We start from the raw sequence: 17,966 nt of genomic DNA, 5'->3' as shown, positions 1-17,966 counted from the left end.
GTTGTCCGGGAGTCTGCTCGACGCCGGCGCCGTGATCGGCTGCCTGCACGGCGGCCGCGTCACCGCCGCCACCACACCTTCCGGCGGCGTACGCATCGGGGGCGCCGCCGTCGCCACGGCCGCGCACACGTACGTCGTCACCGGCTGCCCCCACTCCGTCGCCGGGGTGCCCTCGCCGTGCGTCTCGGTCCGCTGGACCGCCGACGGCACCGGCGTCACCGTCGCCGGCGTCCCCGTGCTGCTCGACACCTCAGCGGCCCAGTGCTTCAGCGCGGCCTTAGTGCCGCAGGGGCCGCCCGTGGTCCAGGCCGCACAGCGAAAGGTCACCGTCCGATGAGCCGCCAGACGCGCCGACACCCGCGCACCGACATCGCGTTTCCCTTCCGCGCCGACCGTCGCGGGCGCACCGCGCATGCCGATCACGCCGCGCACGTCCACGACCTGATCGAGCAACTGCTGTTCACCAGCCCGGGCGAGCGCGTCATGCGCCCCGACTTCGGCTGCGGGCTCCTCGACCTGGTCTTCGCGCCCAACAGCCCCGAGCTGGTCAGCACCCTCGAACTGTCCGTGCAGGCCTCGCTGCAGCGCTGGCTCGGCGACCTCATCGACGTGGTGGCCCTGGACGTCGTCAGCGACGAGAACGTCGTACGCGTCTACCTGTCGTACGTCCTGCGGGCCACCGGAGCCCGGACGGACGACGTCTTCGAAGGGAGGGCGGCATGAGTACGGGTACGACCACCTCCCGCCGCGTCAAGGTAAGGGCCGCTCAGCTCAACGGAGTTGACTCCGTCGAGGTCAGTGACGACGGGCTGCTGCTCACCGTCATGTTCCTCGGCAAGGCGCCGCACGGCCTCGGGCCGGAGAACGTCCGGATCGACGGCGGCCGCCGGATCACCGGACTCACCGACATCACAGCCGTCGACGTCAGCATCGAGCGCGAGGAGGACCCGGAGCTCGACGACCGGCTCTACGTCACCCTCGACCGGGCCGGAGACACCTCGGAGTACGTGTTCTCGCTCGTCGAGACCGACCCGTACGGGCGTCCGGGAACGGAACCCTTCCGGGGCTTCGACCAGCGCTATCACCGCGCGTTCTTCTCCTTCCGGCCCGACTGCCCGACCCCCTTCGACTGCAAGGAGGACGAGCCGGAGCCGGCCGGCTTCCCTGCCGCGCCCGTCGTCGACTACACGGCCCGCGACTACGACACCATCCGCAAGCTGCTCCTGGACCGGCTCGCGCTCACCACCCCGGACTGGGTCGAGCGCAACCCCGCCGACCTGGGCGTCACGCTCGTCGAGCTGCTCGCGTACACCGGCGATCAGATCAGCTACCAGCAGGACGCGGTGGCCACCGAGGCCTACCTGGACACCGCGCGCCGCCGGGTCTCTGTACGGCGGCACGTCCGGCTCATCGACTACGCCATGAACGACGGCTGCACCGCACGGGCGTATGTCACCGTGCAGACCGCCGGTGACACCACCCTCGCTCCGGGCACTTTCCGCTTCGCCTCCGTCGATGTGCGCACCCTCGACCCGCACGACCGGCCCGAACCGGGCACGGTGATCGACGAGAGCGACGTCGGCGACCTGGACGAGCGCGGCTCGGTGGAGGTCTTCGAACCGGTCGTCGCCGCCGACCCGTTGGAACTGAAGGTGGCGCACAACAGGATCCGCCTGTGGACCTGGGGCGGTGAGGTGTGCACCCTGCCCACGGGCGCCACCTCCGCCACCCTGCGCGACGAGTGGAACGACCCGGAGACCTGCCGGGAGCGCCGACTCGCCCTCAGCCCTGGAGACGTGCTGGTCCTGGAGGAGGTGAAGGGCCCGCGCACCGGCACCCCCGGCGACGCCGATCCCCGCCACCGCCAGGCCGTACGCCTCACCTCCGTCACCCCGGGCGTCGACCGCATCGAGGACCAGCCGGTCCTGGAGGTCACCTGGGCCGCCGAGGACGCTCTGCGCTTCCCCCTCTGCCTCACCACGCGCGGCGGCCGCGACTGCCTGCCCGTCGAGGACGTGAGCCTGGCCCGCGGCAACGTCGTCCTCGTCGACCACGGCCGAACCCTCACCGGACTCCCGCAGACGGCCACCGTGCCGCCCGGTCCGGCCGTCGTCGCGCCCTGCGACCCTCCCGCCTTCGGCTGCGGCGACCGGAACGAGGGCAACGCGCCGGCCCGGCTCATCAACTCCCTCACGGACCGGGCGGAGAACGGGCAGGCACTCGTACCCGACGACATCCGCGAGCTGTTCGAGGTGGTGGGTGAGGCGGCGACCGTCCGCGCCGGACTCGGTCTGGAGCGCGCCGGGCAGCGGCACGAGCGTGTGGTGCCCGGCACGGCGTATGCCCAGACGGCTGCCCTGCGCACCCTGCTCGCGCAATCCGTCTACCCGGGCATCGCGCCCCGCTTCCGCCCCGTACTCGGCCGTTCCCCGGTCGTACAGGCGGTGCCGTTCCCGGACGCGCAGGTCGTGGCCGCCGGGCAGGCCGAGCGGATCGCCGCGATCGCGGGGCGGGTGCGACAGCGGCTCGTCGAGCTGTGGCGCAGCGCCCGCGACCGCGACGGGCTCGGGGACGAGGAGGTCGAAGAACTCGCCGTGATCTACGGCCTGAAGGTCCTGGAGCGGCTCGAACTCCGTACGCATCCCGTCCGCGCCCTGCGCGAACTCCTCCACAGGAACGACGAGTTGCTCGACGCGAAGTTGCGCCGCGCGGAGATCCTCGCGTCCCGGGCCCGTGCGGGCGCGGTCCTCGACGGGCACATCGCCTGGGAGATCGCGCACAGCTGGGGCCCGGCGTACGCGGCAGGACTGCACCCCGACGAGCCCGTGCTGCGGGGGTCCGCGGCCGCCGCGCTCGGCCAGGACCCGCGCAGGGCGCTGCCCGCCGTACACGTCGAGGACGGCGATCTGACCTGGGTGCCCCGGCGCGACCTGCTCCACAGCGGGCCCCGCGACCGGCACTTCGTCGGGGAGCTGGAGGACGACGGCCGCGTCGCCCTGCGCTTCGGCGACGGCAGGCACGGCGCCAGGCCGACGCCGGGCAGCCGGCTCGCCCTGCACTACCGGCTCGGCGGCGGCATCGCGGGCAACGTCGGCGCGGAGGCCATCAACCACCTGGTCATCCAGAGCGACTGTGAACAGCCGCGGGCCACCGTGGTCCGCAACCCGCTGCCCGCCACCGGCGGGGTCGAGCCCGAACCCGTCGAACAGGCACGCCAGTTGGCCCCGCTCGACCTGCGCCGCACCCGCCTGCGCGCGGTCACCGCCGAGGACTACGCGGACCTCGCCTGCGCCCTGCCGGGTGTGCAGCGGGCCGCGGCGGAGATCCGCTGGACCGGCAGCGTCCAGGAGGCCCACGTCGCGATCGACGCGTACGGCAGCGCACAGCCGCCGGCCGAGCTGCTCGCCCGGGTCGAGCAGTCCTTGGAGGCGTACCGGCGCATCGGCCACGACCTCGTGGTCGGCCCCGCCCGCCTGGTGCCGCTCGATATCGCGCTGAGCGTGTGCGCCGCGCCCGGCCATCAGCAGGGGCAGGTGCTGGCCGAGCTGTACCGAGTCCTCGGCAGCGGCCGCCTCCCGGGCGGACGGCTCGGGTTCTTCCACCCGGACGCGCTGACCTTCGGTGAACCCGTCCGCCTGAGCCGTCTGGTCGCCGTCGCGGCGGCCGTGCCGGGCGTGCGGAACGTCCAAGTCGACCGTCTGCGGCGGCTGTTCGAGCAGGACCGAGGAGAGAAGGAGGACGGCGTGCTGCGGCTCGGCCCGCTGGAGATCGCCACGTGCGACAACGACCCGGACCGGCCGGAGAACGGCCACCTGGCGATATCCCTGGGAGGTGCCCCCGATGACCGCCTCTGAAGAGTGCGCCTGCGGCTGCCGCGGCGGCCACGACGAGCGTCTCGCGCCCGCCCCGCTGCACAACCCGCCCGGCCGCACCGCCCTCGACTACCGCGTCGGCGAGTACGGCTCGTTCCTGGCCGCCCTGCTCGACCGGCTCGCCTCACCGGCGTACCCGGCGCTCGGTGGCCTGACCGTCCGTACCCCCGACGACCCGGCGATCGGCCTCTTCGACGCCACCGCCGTCCTCGGCGACCTGCTCACGTTCCACTCGGAGCGGATCGCCGACGAGGCCTACCTCCGCACGGCGGGCGAGCACCGGTCGCTGGTCCTGCTGGGCCGGCTCGTCGGCCACCGCCCGCGGCCGGGCGTCGCCGCGACCACCCACCTCGCGTACACCCTCGAACGCGACCCGCGTGCCGAGGCGTTGCCCGTGCTGATCCCGCGCGGCGCGCGCACCCACGGCGTGCCCGCCTCCGCCGACGAGGAGTCCGTGACCTTCGAGACCAGCCGGGACCTCACGGCCCGCTGGGACTGGAACGAGCTGAAGGTGCGCAGGCGCCGGCCGTCCCTGGTCACCCCGGAGGATCTGGAGCGCCGCTCCGAGCTCTTCGTCGAGGGCACCGCGAACTCCCTGCAGACCGGCGACCAGTTGCTCTTCGTCTTCGGCGAACAGGCGAGCGGGGAACGCAAGTTGATGCCTGTCGCAGGCGTACGCGTCGACCGGGACGACGACATCACGGCGATCTCCCTGCAGAAGTCGGCACCGCCCACGCTGAAGGAGCTGGTCGACGAGGTGCGGCGGTGGACCGCCGAACCCGCGGCGCCCGGTGAGCCGGGGGAGGAGCCGCCTACGCCGGAGGTCCCGAACCCGCGGCCGGTGAGCCGGTTGATCGAGGACTTCGAGGACCAGGTGCTGGGTCCTCTGCGGACGGCTCTGGACGGCGTGAAGACACCCGAGGGCCTCGCTGCCGGCCTGGCGGAGCCTGTTGCCCGGCTCGGTGAGGCGCAGGTGCTCGCCACTCCGTGGGAGGACGTGGCGGGATGGTTCGAGCAGTTGCAGGCCGTGTTGGCCGAACTTGCCGAGCGGGCACTTGAATTGGCGCCGGCTCAGACTGATGAGAGTGCTGCGAAGGGTGGTCTTCTGTCTGCGGCGCCGTCTGGGCTGGTCGCGCCCACGCGGCGGAGCCGCACGTCGACACGGCCCGCGCCCCTTAGGGGCGATCCGCGCACCGCTGCCTTCAAGGCGCTGTCTGCCGTACTTCCTGCCTTGCGCGGCGCCGGGCCGGCCCCGGAGACCGGTGCGCCACGTCCCAGTACCGACCCCGCCGCTGTCCTGGCGGCGCTCAACCCCGGCCTCCGCGGCCTCTACCCCGCCTGGCGCAAGGCCGCCGCCCCCGGCAGCGCGCAGCTCCTGCGCGACCTGCTCGCGATGCGCGTCACCGCGGCGCCCTTCGGCGCCACGGCCCCGCTCAAGCCCGTCCAGGACGACAAGGGCCGGGTCATCCGCAGCGCGGACTGGCCGCTCACCGGGGCCGTGCTGACCAGCCTGCGCGTCGTCCACGACACCGCGGGCAAGGCGCCGATCCGGGCGGAGTTCCAGTACGTCGAGGGCAACGGCTCCGACCAGCGGGCAGTGCCGCTGCCCGTCACCGGGCAGATCACCTTCGCGCTGGGCCCCGGCCAGGTCGACCTGTCGACGCGCTCCGCCCAGGACCGCGACCTGAGCTGGCTGGTCCGCCGGCCCGCCGACTCCCAGGAGCCGGGCGTCACCGCGCGCCTTCGCGACGGTCTGCCCGAATGCACCCTGTTCGTGTCCCGTCCGGACGAGGACGGCCTGATCCACGTCGGCATCAACAACGGCACCACGCAGGAGATCTCCCTGCGCCCGGGCGCCACCAAACAGTTCACCCACGGTGAGTACGAGGTGAGCCTGCGCTACGGAGTGGGCAGCAGCGAGCCCAAGGTCGAGATCGTCATCGCGGGCAAGCCCGCGCCCGTCAACCGGCGCGTGCTGCAGCTCGACACCGTGCACACCGGCATCACGGTCGGCAGCTGGGTCGCGATCCAGCGCCCCGCCAAGGGCGCCGAGGACGGCATACCCGGCGACGCCGAGCTCGCGTTCGTCACCACCCAGGTCGTGGCCGTGCGTACGGCGGCGTACACCAACTACGGGATCACCGGCCGCGGCACCGAACTCACCCTTGCCGACCCCTGGCTGGACGAGTTCGACGTCCTGCTGTCGCACATCCGCGACACCACCGTGCACGCGGCGGGCGCGCCGCTGCGCCTGGCCGACGAGCCGCTCGGCGAGGAGGTCCACGGCAACGGGATCGAACTCGCCGAGCTGTACGACGGGTTGGGCGCCGGGCGCACGCTCATCGTGACCGGCGAGCGCAGCGACATCCCCGGGACGGTCGGCGTCACCGCCACCGAGGTCGTCACGATCGCCGCCGCCGACGCGACCGTGGACGCGCACCTGCCGGGGGACCGCGTCCACACCCGCCTCACCCTGACCACCGACCTCGCCCACCGCTACCGCCGCGAGACGGTCCGCATCCTCGGAAACGTCGTCGAGGCCACCCACGGCGAGAGCCGGGAGGAGGCCATCGGGAGCGGCGACTCGGACCGCGTCAACCAGACGTTTGCCCTCTGGCAGTCGCCGCTCACCTGGCTTGCCGACGACAACCCCCTCGGCGCCACACCGGTGCTGGAGATCCGGGTCGACGGCGTCCTGTGGCACGAGGTCGACAGCCTTGCCGGACGCGGCCCGCGCGAGCGGATCTACATCACCGGCACCGCCTCCGACGGCCGGACGACGGTCACCTTCGGCGACGGCGTGCACGGGGCCCGGCTGCCCAGCGGTCACGAGAACGTCCACGCCCGCTACCGCTTCGGCACCGGCAAGGCCGCCAACGTTCCTGCCGACCGCCTCACCCAGCCCCTCACCCGTCCGCTCGGCGTCACCGCCGTCACGAACCCCCGTCCGGCGACGGGCGGCGCCGACGCGGACGGTCCGGGCCTGACCCGCAGGACGATCCCGCTGGCCGTCTCCGCCCTCGACCGGCTCGTCTCGGCGGCCGACTACGAGGACTTCGCCCGCTCCCGGGCAGGCATCGGCCGGGCCGCGGCACGCGAACTCTTCGACGGGCGGCGGCGCGTGCTGCACGTGACGGTCGCGGGCACCGACGACGTGCCCCTGGACGGAGACGGTCGGGAATCAGCCACCCTGCGCGCCCTGCGCGGGGCGCTCACCGCGTACGGCGACGCCAACCTGCCCGTCCGTGTGGACGTACGCGAGCTGGTCCTGCTGCTCGTCGCCGCCAGGGTGAAGGTCGCACCGGACCACGCCTGGGAATTCGTCGAACCGCGGCTGCGGCAGGTGTTGCTGCGCCGACTCGGCTACGAGGGGAGGGAGTTGGGGCAGCCGGCCCGGCTCTCCGACCTCCTCGCGGCGGCCCACACCGTGCCGGGTGTCGATTACGTCGACGTCGACGTCTTCAACGGCGTCCCCGCGTCCGCCACCCCGGAAGAGCTCGCCGAGCTGCTCACCGACCCCGGCGCACCGCGGTCGAGCGTTCCCGCGCACGAGGCGACGTACGACGAGAAGATCCACACCGTCCGTGACGCCGACGGCGAGACCCTGTCGGCGGTCTGCGCGCGCCACGGCATTCCGCTCGCCGAACTCCTGCGCCTCAACCCCGACATCACCGACACCCGGCGCCTGGCGAAGGGCCGGTCGGTGTTCGTCTTCCGCGGCATCCGCCCCGCCCAGCTCGCCCTGCTGTCCCCGCGAGCCGCGGACACCCTGATTCTGACGGAGGTCAAGTGATGGCCGCGCATTCAGCGGATGTCCAGTTCGACTCGGCAGCCCTCACCACGAACCGGGAACCCGACGGCCTCGCCGCCCTGCTGCCCCGCTGGCACCTCCTGCGCGACGCCGAGGAGGGCGAGCCGCTGCGCGCGCTGCTGGCGGTCATCGCCGAGCAGCTCGACCGGGTCCGCGACGGCGTCGAGCAGGGCTACGAGGACCTGTTCGTGGAGACGGCGGCCCCCTGGGTGCTGCCGTACCTCGGCGACCTGGTCGGATACCGCACCCTGCCGGGCTACGAACGCGTCCTCACCGCGGGCCTGCACGAGGGCGGGCGTGCCGCGCTGGCCGAGGCCGTCGCGCCGCGCGCGGACGTGGCGGCCACGGTCGCGGCCCGCCGCCGCAAGGGGACGCTGCACCTGCTGGAGGAGATCTCCGAGCAGGTCGCGGGCTGGCCCGCGCGGGCCGTAGAGCTGTCGCGGCTGGTCGCTCACCACCAGTCGGTGAAGCTGTACCGGGACACGGCCGCACAGAGGGGTCGTCTCCTCGACCTCCGGGACGGCTCGGCGCTCGCGCTCGCCGGCGGCCCCTTCGACAGCACTGCCCGCACCGTCGACATCCGCCGCGCCGACTCGCCTCGGAAACAGGGTGGTTGGACCCCGGCGGGAGTCGGCCTCTTCGTCTGGCGGCTCAAGGCGTACTCGCTGACGTCCTCTCCGGCGTACTGCATCGACCGCGCTCGCAACCTCTACACGTTCTCGATCCTCGGCCATGACAGCCCTCTGGTCACCGAGCCGGTCCCGGAGCCGTCGCCGACCCACATCGCCACCGTCGACAACGTCCCCGCGTTCATCACCCGCCGCCTGCTCCACGACCGCCTCCTCGACTACTACGGCCCCGGCAAGAGCTTCGTCATCCGGCGCGACGGCGAGGACAAGCCCGTACCGCCGTCGGACATCGTGGTCGCCGACCTGTCCGACTGGCGCTACCGGCCGAAGCGCGGTCAGGTCGCCGTCGACCCGGAGCTCGGGCGGATCGCGTTCGGTGCGCGCTCGGCGCCCCGGCAGGGCGTGTGGGTGGACTACCACTACGCGTCCGGCGCCGACATGGGCGGCGGCGAGTACGAGCGGCCCGACCGCGTGGACCGGCCCGACGCCGCCTTCTACCGGGTCGGCCCCGGACAGCCGTACCGGCAGATCATGGACGCGTACCGGGCCTGGCAGCACGACCGCCGTGCGGACCGCACCGGCCCCGACGGCATCATCGAGATCACGCACAGCGGCGCCTACCAGGAGCAGCTGGACTTCGACCTCGACCCCGGCGACCGGCTGGAGCTCCGGGCGGCCGAGGGCACGCGGCCGGTGATGCGCCTGCTCGACTGGTACAGCAACCGGCCCGACGCCCTCAACATCCGTGCCGTGGCGGACGACTGCGCCCCGCACGAGCGGCCGCGCATCGTCCTCGACGGGCTGCTGGTGGCCGGGCGCGGCATCAACGTCACCGGACCGATGGGAGCCGTCGTCCTACGGCACACCACCCTCGTACCCGGCTGGTCACTGGAGCCCGAGTGCGAGCCGCACTCGCCCGACGAGCCCAGCATCGTCCTGGACCGCACCACCGCCTGCCTCCAGATCGAGCACAGCATCCTCGGCACCATCGAGGTCATCGGCGACGAGGTCGGCGAGGACCCCCTCGACATCCACCTCCGCGACAGCATCCTCGACGCCACCGGCCACGACCGCGAGGCTCTGTCCGCCCCGGACTGCCGCCTCGCCCACGCCGTGCTGCACGCGCACCGCACGACCGTCATCGGCGAAGTCCACACGCACGCGGTGGAGATCGCCGAGAACTCGGTCTTCACGGGCAGGCTGCAGGTGGCCCGGCGCGGCATCGGCTGCCTGCGGTACTCGTACGTCCCCACCGGCTCGCGCACGCCACGACGGCACCGCTGCCAGCCCGATCTCACCCCCGGCGTACAGCCGCTGTTCGCCGCCGTGCGCTACGGGACGCCCTGGTACGGGCAGTTGGCCGACAGCTGCCCCGAGGAGCTCCGGCGCGGCGCGGACGACGGCGCCGAGATGGGCGCCTTCCACGACCTGTACCGGCCGCAGCGCGAGGACGGTCTGCGCGCACGGCTCGCGCAGTACACGCCCGCGGGCACGGACGCCGGAATCTTCTTCGTGACCTGAGCAGTGCCGCCGTACGACCCACCCGCACTTTCCTGAACCAGGGGGACCCCCTTCATGCACGCTGATCTCTCCCGTCTCACCTTCCACCCGGAGCGGCACTACTCCGCGGTCGTCGCCCAGCAGGGCCGCGTCCAGCTCGACGCCGACGCCAACGAGCAGACCGCGATCCAGCTCCACCAGGCCCGCACCCTCGCCGCGGACCTGATCGGCCGCTACGGCGGTCCGCGCGACGCGGCGGGCTTCCGCATCGAGTACGTGGGCGGCAAGCACGACATCGACACCCTCTACATCCACGGCGGCCGTTACTACGTCGACGGCATCCTGCTCGACGCGGACCGCCCGGCGCCCGGCACGCCCGTGCCGGACGAGGACGCCGAAGACGCCGAGGATGCGGAGGACACGGCCACCCAGCCTTCCTACTGGACCTACTGGGACCAGCCCGACGCCTTCCGCGACCCGGAGAAGCCCGGCGACCGGCTGCCCTCGCCCGCGCAGTCGCCGTTCGTGGTCTACCTGAACGTGTGGGAGCGGTCGGTGAACGCCGCCGAGGACCCGGCGCTGCGCGAGGTCGCCCTCGGCGCGGCGATGCCGGACACCGCGGCCCGCGTCAAGGTGGTCTGGCAGGTGCTGCCGCTGTCCCTCGCGGCGCTGGCGATCGAGGACGCCGACCCGTCGAAGGAGGTCGTCCGCGCGGCCTTCGACAAGTGGGCGCAGCGCCAGGCGGCGGCCACCGCCCGGCTGGCCGCCCGCAGCGAGCGGCCCGACCACGCCGACGAGGTCCCGTGCCTGGTCAGGCCCGACGCCCGCTACCGCGGTCCGGAGAACCAGCTCTACCGGGTCGAGGTCCATGCCGGCGGCGAGGCGAAGGACGCCACCTTCAAGTGGTCCCGCGAGAACGGCTCGGTCGTCTTCCCGGTCGACGCACTCGACGGCACCTGGGTGCAGCTGGCGTCCCTCGGTCACGACGACAAGCTCGACCTGGACGTCGGCGACTTCGTCGAGTTCACGGACACCGCCTACGCCTCCCGCCTGGAAGCCCTGCCCCTGCTGCGCGTCGAGGAGCTCGACCTGCCGGGCCGCCGGGTCCGCCTGTCCGCCGAGCCCGAGCCGGGCGTCGGCCGGCTTTCCCACCTGCACCCGTTCGTGCGCCGCTGGGACCACCGTGAGGGCCCGAAGCGCAAGGGCCGTACCGCAGCCCTGAAGGGCGGCGCCGTCCCCGTCGAGGAGGGGGAGTGGCTGCCCCTGGAGGACGGTGTCGAGGTGTACTTCGCCAAGGACGGCACCTACCGGACCGGCGACCACTGGCTCGTCCCCGCCCGCACCGCCACCGGCAGCGTCGAATGGCCGACGGACCCGGCGCGCCGCCCGCTGCTCCAGGGGCCCGCCGGTATCGCCCGCCACTTCGCCCCGCTGGCCCTGGTCAAGGGCGAGGAGAGCGCCGTCGACCTGCGCCTCGCCTTCGGCCCGCTCGCGATCAGCATCCCGGCCGCGGACGAGGCGGCCCTTGCGGCGGAGGAACAGGCACACCGTGAGGAACTCGCGGCCGAGGGCCCCTCGCACGGGAGGTCGCAGACCACCGCAGAAGCGGAGTCCGCCGTGGAAGGAGACGAGTGATGGCCACACCTCTGAGCGCGTCCAAGCTGGTGGAGATCCTGCGTAAGGAGGGCCTGACGGTCCACGAGGTGCGTAACTGGCGTACGCACAACCGCAATACGAAGGGTCCCTGGGGCCCGGTGAACGGCGTGATGATCCACCACACCGTCACCTCGGGCACGGACGCCTCCGTGAACATCTGCTACAACGGCTACTCGGGCCTGCCGGGGCCGCTGTGCCACGGCGTCATCGACAAGAAGGGCGAGATCCACCTCGTCGGCAACGGCCGTGCCAATCATGCGGGGTTGGGCGACAGCGACGTCCTGCGCGCCGTGGTCAACGAGTCGAGGCTGCCGCACGACAACGAGGCCGACACCGACGGCAACCGGCACTTCTACGGCTTCGAGTGCATCAACCTCGGTGACGGCAAGGACCCCTGGCCCGAGGCGCAGAAGGAGGCCATCGAGAAGGTGTCCGCCGCGATCTGCCGTCACTACGGCTGGAGCGAGCGGTCGGTCATCGGCCACAAGGAGTGGCAGCCGGGCAAGCAGGACCCGCGCGGCTTCACGATGGACGGCATGCGCAAGCGGATCGCCGACCGGCTCGCCGGGAAGTCCCAGGGTTCCGGCCCCGAGCCCGACCCGAAGCCCACGCCGTCCAAGCCGTCGCACGCCCCGTTTCCGGGCAGCGGCTTCTTCCACAACGGCCAGAAGTCCGCGCTCATCACGGCCATGGGCCGCCGCCTGGTCGCCGAGGGCTGCGACCACTACGAGGAGGGGCCCAGCCCCGAGTGGACCGACGCCGACCGCAAGTCCTACAAGGCCTGGCAGCAGAAGCTCGGCTTCAAGGGCAAGGACGCGGACGGCATTCCGGGCAAGACCAGCTGGGACAAGCTGAAAGTCCCGGCGACCTGAGAACCTGACCGGCCTGCCCGCCTACGCCGGGTCGGCGGGCGGGCTGCCCCGGACGCCGACGCGGAGCAGCCCGCCTACGGACGTCGTGCGCGCGGGAGAGGACAGAAGTGACTGCCCCCTTCGGCCACCACAGTGTTCCCGGGGGCGATCTCCGTGAATCCGGCGTCCCGGACCACCGGCAGGCCGCTCGTGGTCAGCTCGGCCCAGCGGTCCGCGTCCGCGGTGCGTACGGAAAGCGGGAAACCGGCGTCGCGCCACTGTGCGCGCTGCTCGTCCGTCAGTTCCCACCAGGCCAGCTGCGCGCCGTGGCCCGCCTGGGCCATCGACTTGCCCGCCGTCATGTCGAGGTCGGGGCTCAGCCACAGGACGGGTGCCGTGAGGTCCGGGTCCGCCAGGGGCTCCGGGTCGTCCAGCTCCGTTCCCGACACCTGGAGCCGGGCCAGATCCTTGGGCCAGCCGTCGAGCGGGACCGGCGGGAACACCCGTACCTCGGCCGACTTCCCCGTCACCGTGATGCCGTCGAGCGCCTCCGCCCTGCGCCACTCGGCGCCGCGCGCCCGCCGCACCACCTTGCGGATCCGGGCGTCCTGCCAGTCGCGCATGACCTGCGCCCACTCGCCGTCGCCGGTCGCGCGCGGATCGGAGAGGATCACGAGGACGGCGCGGGCCGCCGTCTCCAGGGCGTCGGTGCGGGCCGGGGGAGCGGCCCGCTCGATACGCACCACGAGAGGCAGCACGAACTGCTGAGCCTCGTCGCGTACGGTCCGCTCGGACCGGAAGGGGCTGTCCTGCGGCACACCGGCGGAGGCGCCGGCGGCGTCGTTCTGGAGGGTCTGGTCGTCACTGCTCACCGGACCAGTCTGCCAGGCGGAAGATCGGTTCTTCGCGGCGTCGTGCGACAGCCGCGGTCACCCCGAGCAGGACGTGCGCTGTGCCTCCTGCCATGCGCACACGGGGCACAGCGTCACGCCCTTGCGGGACTCCGGGTACTCGGTGGGCTTGCGGCACAGCACGCACTCGGCGAACGGTTCCGTGGGCGCGCCGGCCGGTTCGGATGCGTCGGGGTCCGTACGCGGACCCGGCCCGTCGCAGTAGTCAGCCATGACTCCCACCGTAGTCCGGTCCCCCGACAGGGCCCTGGTGCTCGGCCGCCGACCTGATCAGCTCCGACACCCGCACGAACCGGTACCCGCGCTCCCGCAGCTTCGGCACGACGGCGCGCACCGCGGCTTCCGTGGCGGGCGCCGCGCTGCGGGTGCAGTGCATGACGACGACCGAACCGGGCCGCACCCCGTCGAGCACCTGCTGCGCCACCGCGTCCGAGTCCGTCGCGAACGCGTCACCGCTCACCACGTCCCACTGCACGGCCGTGACGCCCGCCGGGGTCAGCTTCCGGAGCACCTCCTTGTCGTAACACCCGCCCGGGAAGCGGAAGTACGGCACTGTGCGCTTCACCCCGGCCCTGCGGAACGCGGTGAAGGCGCGCTCCACGTCCGACCGCATCTGCGCGGGCGGCATGGTGGGCAGGCCGTAGCACTGACCGGTGAAGGCGTAGTGGCTGTACGAGTGGTTGGCGACCTCGAAGAGCGGATCGCTCCCGATCGACTTCGCCTCGGCCGGGTACTCCTCGGCCCACCGCCCCGTCATGAACACCGTCGCGGGGACCTTCAGCCGGCGCAGGGTCGCGATCAGGGCCGGGTTGTCGAAGTGCTCACCGGCCGCGGCGCGGGGGCCCTCGTCGGCGGTCATGTCGGCGTCGAAGGTGAGGGCGACGGTGCGGTCCCGAGGGTGGGGTGCGCTCTTGAACACGGGGGTGAGACCGGCGGGGCCCGGTGCGAGTGTGGGCGGGCGCGAGGGCGCGGCGGACGCGGAGGTGCTCGCGCTCACCACCCCTCGCCCCGGGTGCCCGGCGGATCCGCCGCCCCCACTGCACGCGGCAGCTCCGACTCCCAGCGCGCCCAGGGCGCAGACCAGTGCAAATCTCCGTACATAGGTCATCACGCGGCGACAATAAACGTACTAATGGGATTAATTGCGCATCATGTCGCGTGTGCGGAGCGCCGTCGGGCCAGGTGGGCGAAGGGCGGGGCTGCGGGGCTCAGGTGTCCCGCAGCGCCCCGGTCACCTGGTCGAAGAACCGTGCGTGGGCGGACTCGCTCGCCGGGAGTTCGGGGTTCCAGGGGAGCAGGCGTGCCCCGGCCGCGACCTGCCGCCAGTGCGGGTCCGCCGCGTACCCCTCGCGCGCGGCCGCGTTCGCGCGGGAGTCGACGAGCACGATGTCGGGCGTGAGCGCGGCGGCCTGTGCCCACCCGGCCGTGTTCCAGTTGGCGCCCGGCCCCTGCGGCGGTTCGACGGTGCGTACGCCGAGGGCCGTCAGCGCGCTCAGGTCGGGCCACTTGGCGGGGCGGGCCAGATGCACACTGTCCGGACCACCCGGTGACAGGGCCAGTACCCGCCCCGGATTGTCCTGCGCGGCCTGCTCCAACTCCCGCATGGCGCGCTCCAGTTCGGTCCCGGCCCGGTCCCGCGCCCCGAGCGAGCGCGCCAGCCCGGCGAAGCGCTCCCTGACCGCGGTGAGCGAGCGGCCCTGCCCGACGTCGACCACGACGACCGGGACGTGCTCCTCCAGGTGCTTCGCCACGTCGGGATCGACGCCGTACACCTGGCCGCCGCCGTAGGTGACGGCGACGACGAGGTCGGGCTCGGCCGCGAGCACGGCCTCCAGGCCGAGCCCCGCGCCCGCGCCGAGGTAGCGGACCTCGCCGAGCGGCAGCGTCCCCGCCTTGGCCGGGTCGGCGGCGTCCCCGTCGTGGAACGAACCGAAGATCCCCACCGGCCGTATCCCGTGGTCCCACAGGGTGGCGCCGGCCTGTATGTAGGCCACCACCCGTAACGGCACGTCCCCCGCGGCCGCCACATGCCCGCGGTCGTCGGTGAACTCCCAGACTGCGTGACGTTCCATGTGTCCGTGTCCTTGTCCCTAGGGGGCGACGTCCTGAAGGGCCCTACGGGCCCGGCAGGACCCCTAAGACCCTGCCCAAGGGGCGGGATCGGCACGCTCGGTGAATCAGCCGCAGTTGTGGGCGGCGCCGGTGGGGCCGGAACCCTGCCTCACCCCTGCGCGAGCAACTGCTCCCTCGCCCCGGCCACGTCGAAGTCCGCCTTCGGGTACTTCGGGTCCAGCGCCTCCAGATGTTCCAGGAGCAGCTTGCTGACGGCCCAGTTGCGGTACCACTTGCGGTCGGCCGGCACCACGTGCCAGGGCACGGCGTCCGTCGAGCAGCGCTCCAGCGCGATCTCGTACGCCTCCTGGTACGCGGGCCACAGGGCGCGGTCCTCGATGTCGCCCATGCTGAACTTCCAGTGCTTGTCCGGGTTGTCGAGCCGTTCGAGGAGCCGCTCGCGCTGTTCCTCGTACGAGATGTGGAGGAAGCACTTGACGACCGTCACGCCGTCCTCGGCCAACGACTGCTCGAAGCGGTTGATCTGGCCGTAGCGGCCGCCCAGTCGGCGGCGCGGGACGAGGCCGCGGACGCGGGCGGCGAGCACGTCCTCGTACTGCGAGCGGTCGAAGATGCCGATCTCGCCGGGCTCGGGGAGCGCCCGCATGATGCGCCACAGGAACGGATGGCCGCGCTCCTCGGCGGTGGGCGCCTTGAAGGCCTTGATGCGGCAGCCGGAGGGATTGAACAGGCCGATGACGTGCTTGACCGTGCCGCCCTTGCCGCTGGTGTCCATGCCCTGGAGGATCAGCAGGATCCGGCGCCGGTCGCCCGCCGTGCCGGAGGCCCACAGGCGCTCCTGGAGGTCCGCGAGGCGTTCACCCATACGGGCGGTCGCCTCCACGCCGGCGGCCTTGCCGGAGGGGCCCGCGGGCGTCGCCCGTGCGTCGTAGGAGGCGAGATCCACGGGCTTGCCCGCGGGGATGCGCAGCAGCTCACGAAGCGCGACGGGCGACTTCGCGCCGGAGGACTTCCCGGACGGCTTCCCGGGGGCCTGTCCGGCCGTGGCCCGGGACTTCCCGGCGCTCTTGGCCGGCTCGCCCTTGCCCTTCCGCTTCGTGTCCTTGTCGGCCTTGGCCACCGCGCACCCCTTCACGTCAGGTCCCTCGATCGTGCGACGGACCGGGCGCCTGCGCTACCGCTGCCAGGGCCCCGTCACGGCGAAGGTCGTTCCGGGCGTGTAGCAGTTGACGTACATCGTGTCGCCGTCCGGGGAGAACGTGACGCCCGCGAACTCGCCCCACGCCGGTTCCTGCGCCGTGCCGATGTTCTGGCGCCCGCGCGCCATCGCGTACACGTCGCCGCGGCGGGTCACACCGAAGACGTGCTGCGCGCCCTCGCCGTCCTCGCAGACCATCAGGCCGCCGCTGGGCGCGAGGCAGATGTTGTCGGGCTCCTCGCCCGGCAGCTGGACGTCGGTGCTCGGGCCGAAGACGATCACCAGCGTGAGCCGGCGCTTGTTCGGGTCGTAGCGCCAGATCTGCCCGAAGTGGTCGGCCGCCGAGCCCTCCGCGCTGTGGGCGAAGGAGGAGACGAAGTAGACGGACGAGCCGCCCCAGTAGCAGCCCTCCAGCTTCTGCGCGTGCGTGATGCCCTTCGGGCCGAAGTCCTGGAGGCGGATGGGGGTCTGCGCGGCCAGCGGGTCGGGTACGTCGACCCACTCGATGCCGTCGAAGCTCGCGCCCGTCTCCTGGATCGCCGACAGGTCGGGCACCCCGGGCACCCGCATCGCCTGGAGCTTTCCGCCCGCCCGCAGTGAACCGAGGCCGCCCTCGGGCTTGTTGGGCAGGAAGCGGTAGAAAAGGCCGAACGGTTTCTGGAAGGCGTCCTCGGTCTCGTAGACGACGCCCCGCTTCGGGTCGATCGCGATCGCCTCGTGCTGGAAGCGGCCCATCGCGGTCAGCGGCACGGCGCCCGAGCGGTGCGGGTCGGCCGGGTCGACCTCGAAGATGAAGCCGTGGTCCTTGGTGTAGCCGTTCGTGCCGGCCTTGTCCTCGGTCTCCTCGCAGGTCAGCCAGGTGCCCCAAGGCGTGTGCCCGCCCGCGCAGTTGACGGCCGTGCCGGCGATGGCGACGCGCTCCGACAGGACATTGCCCCGATGGTCGAGCGTGAGCGCCGTACAGCCGCCCTTGCCCATCGGGTCGTAGGTGAGCCCCTCGACGGTCGGCACGGCGATCTTCGCGGTGACGCGGTTCTCGTGGTTGCGGACCAGGTGGACCTGGCCGTGTCTGCCCTTAAGGGCCGTCATGCCGTCGTGGTTGCTGGGCACCTTGCCCTCGCCGGAGCGCAGCGGGTCGCCCTCACGCGAGAGGACCTTGTAGCGGAACCCCGCGGGCAGGTCGAGCAGTCCGGCGGGGTCGGGCACCAGCGGGCCGTAGCCCTTGTTGCCGAGGCTCTGCGCGGCGGCCGTGCCCGCGAAGAGCTCGGAGAGGCTTCCGGCGAAGGCGATGGCGGCGACGGAAGCGCCGCTGCGCGCGAGGACCTGACGTCGTGTTGCGGGGGACTGAGCGGTACGTGCGGTACGTGCTTCAGACATGGGGCAACCTCCTGTTGGCGGACAGGAACTGTGACCCGGTCGTGTGTATCACGCGGCATGGTTCACGGGAACCACGCGTGTGACGGCC

General features: G+C 72.7%; 13 protein-coding genes. 7 read left to right on the top strand and 6 right to left on the bottom strand.

The genetic code is table 11. The features are described from left to right. The first annotated feature begins 1 nt into the window (after position 1). From OHA58_RS07475 to OHA58_RS07445, 7 genes are read left to right on the top strand one after another with little or no spacing between them, the layout of a single operon-like run. Positions 2-337: a hypothetical protein gene (locus OHA58_RS07475; RefSeq protein WP_405477602.1), complete on the top strand. Its 336-nt coding sequence runs from the start codon at positions 2-4 to the stop codon at positions 335-337. Then, on the top strand, positions 334-723 hold the full coding sequence (locus OHA58_RS07470; protein ID WP_405477600.1) for a GPW/gp25 family protein: 390 nt from the start codon (positions 334-336) through the stop codon (positions 721-723). The genes OHA58_RS07475 and OHA58_RS07470 overlap by 4 nt, the downstream gene beginning before the upstream one ends. After that, the gene (locus OHA58_RS07465) at positions 720-3,854 is read left to right on the top strand and encodes a putative baseplate assembly protein (RefSeq protein WP_405477599.1); all 3,135 of its coding nucleotides are present in this window, start codon (positions 720-722) and stop codon (positions 3,852-3,854) included. Before OHA58_RS07470 ends, OHA58_RS07465 begins: the two co-directional genes overlap by 4 nt. Then, a complete protein-coding gene (locus OHA58_RS07460; RefSeq protein ID WP_405477597.1) occupies positions 3,841-7,665 on the top strand; it encodes a putative baseplate assembly protein in 3,825 nt (1,274 codons plus the stop codon). The genes OHA58_RS07465 and OHA58_RS07460 overlap by 14 nt, the downstream gene beginning before the upstream one ends. Next, positions 7,665-9,833: a hypothetical protein gene (locus OHA58_RS07455; RefSeq protein WP_405477595.1), complete on the top strand. Its 2,169-nt coding sequence runs from the start codon at positions 7,665-7,667 to the stop codon at positions 9,831-9,833. The genes OHA58_RS07460 and OHA58_RS07455 overlap by 1 nt, the downstream gene beginning before the upstream one ends. A gap of 54 nt (positions 9,834-9,887) precedes the next feature. Then, complete coding sequence (locus OHA58_RS07450; RefSeq protein WP_405477593.1) at positions 9,888-11,447, top strand: DUF6519 domain-containing protein; 1,560 nt, start codon at positions 9,888-9,890, stop codon at positions 11,445-11,447. Beyond that, entirely contained in the window at positions 11,447-12,340 is an 894-nt protein-coding gene (locus tag OHA58_RS07445; protein WP_405477591.1) for a peptidoglycan-binding protein, read from the top strand. Before OHA58_RS07450 ends, OHA58_RS07445 begins: the two co-directional genes overlap by 1 nt. A 74-nt stretch (positions 12,341-12,414) precedes the next feature. Here the strand turns inward: OHA58_RS07445 and OHA58_RS07440 are convergent, their stop codons facing one another. From OHA58_RS07440 to OHA58_RS07415, 6 genes are all read right to left on the bottom strand, one after another. Beyond that, positions 12,415-13,137, bottom strand: a complete 723-nt coding sequence (locus OHA58_RS07440; RefSeq protein WP_405484849.1) for an aminoacyl-tRNA hydrolase — start codon at positions 13,135-13,137, stop codon at positions 12,415-12,417. A 111-nt stretch (positions 13,138-13,248) separates the two neighbouring features. Then, positions 13,249-13,443, bottom strand: coding sequence for a hypothetical protein (locus tag OHA58_RS07435; protein ID WP_405477589.1), 195 nt, complete (start codon positions 13,441-13,443; stop codon positions 13,249-13,251). Beyond that, a complete protein-coding gene (locus tag OHA58_RS07430; protein ID WP_405484847.1) occupies positions 13,436-14,338 on the bottom strand; it encodes a polysaccharide deacetylase family protein in 903 nt (300 codons plus the stop codon). Before OHA58_RS07430 ends, OHA58_RS07435 begins: the two co-directional genes overlap by 8 nt. Before the next feature lie 100 nt (positions 14,339-14,438). After that, positions 14,439-15,302: an ABC transporter substrate-binding protein gene (locus OHA58_RS07425; RefSeq protein ID WP_405477587.1), complete on the bottom strand. Its 864-nt coding sequence runs from the start codon at positions 15,300-15,302 to the stop codon at positions 14,439-14,441. A 149-nt stretch (positions 15,303-15,451) separates the two neighbouring features. Then, positions 15,452-16,276, bottom strand: coding sequence for a polyphosphate kinase 2 family protein (locus tag OHA58_RS07420; RefSeq protein ID WP_405484845.1), 825 nt, complete (start codon positions 16,274-16,276; stop codon positions 15,452-15,454). A 201-nt stretch (positions 16,277-16,477) separates the two neighbouring features. Next, complete coding sequence (locus tag OHA58_RS07415; RefSeq protein WP_405477585.1) at positions 16,478-17,878, bottom strand: PhoX family protein; 1,401 nt, start codon at positions 17,876-17,878, stop codon at positions 16,478-16,480. Positions 17,879-17,966 lie beyond the last annotated feature (88 nt).

Source organism: Streptomyces sp. NBC_00009 (genome assembly GCF_045040855.1).
Classification (GTDB): domain Bacteria; phylum Actinomycetota; class Actinomycetes; order Streptomycetales; family Streptomycetaceae; genus Streptomyces; species Streptomyces aureus.
The sequence above is the reverse complement of the archived record's forward strand: the minus strand, read 5'-3'. Positions and strand labels throughout refer to the sequence as shown.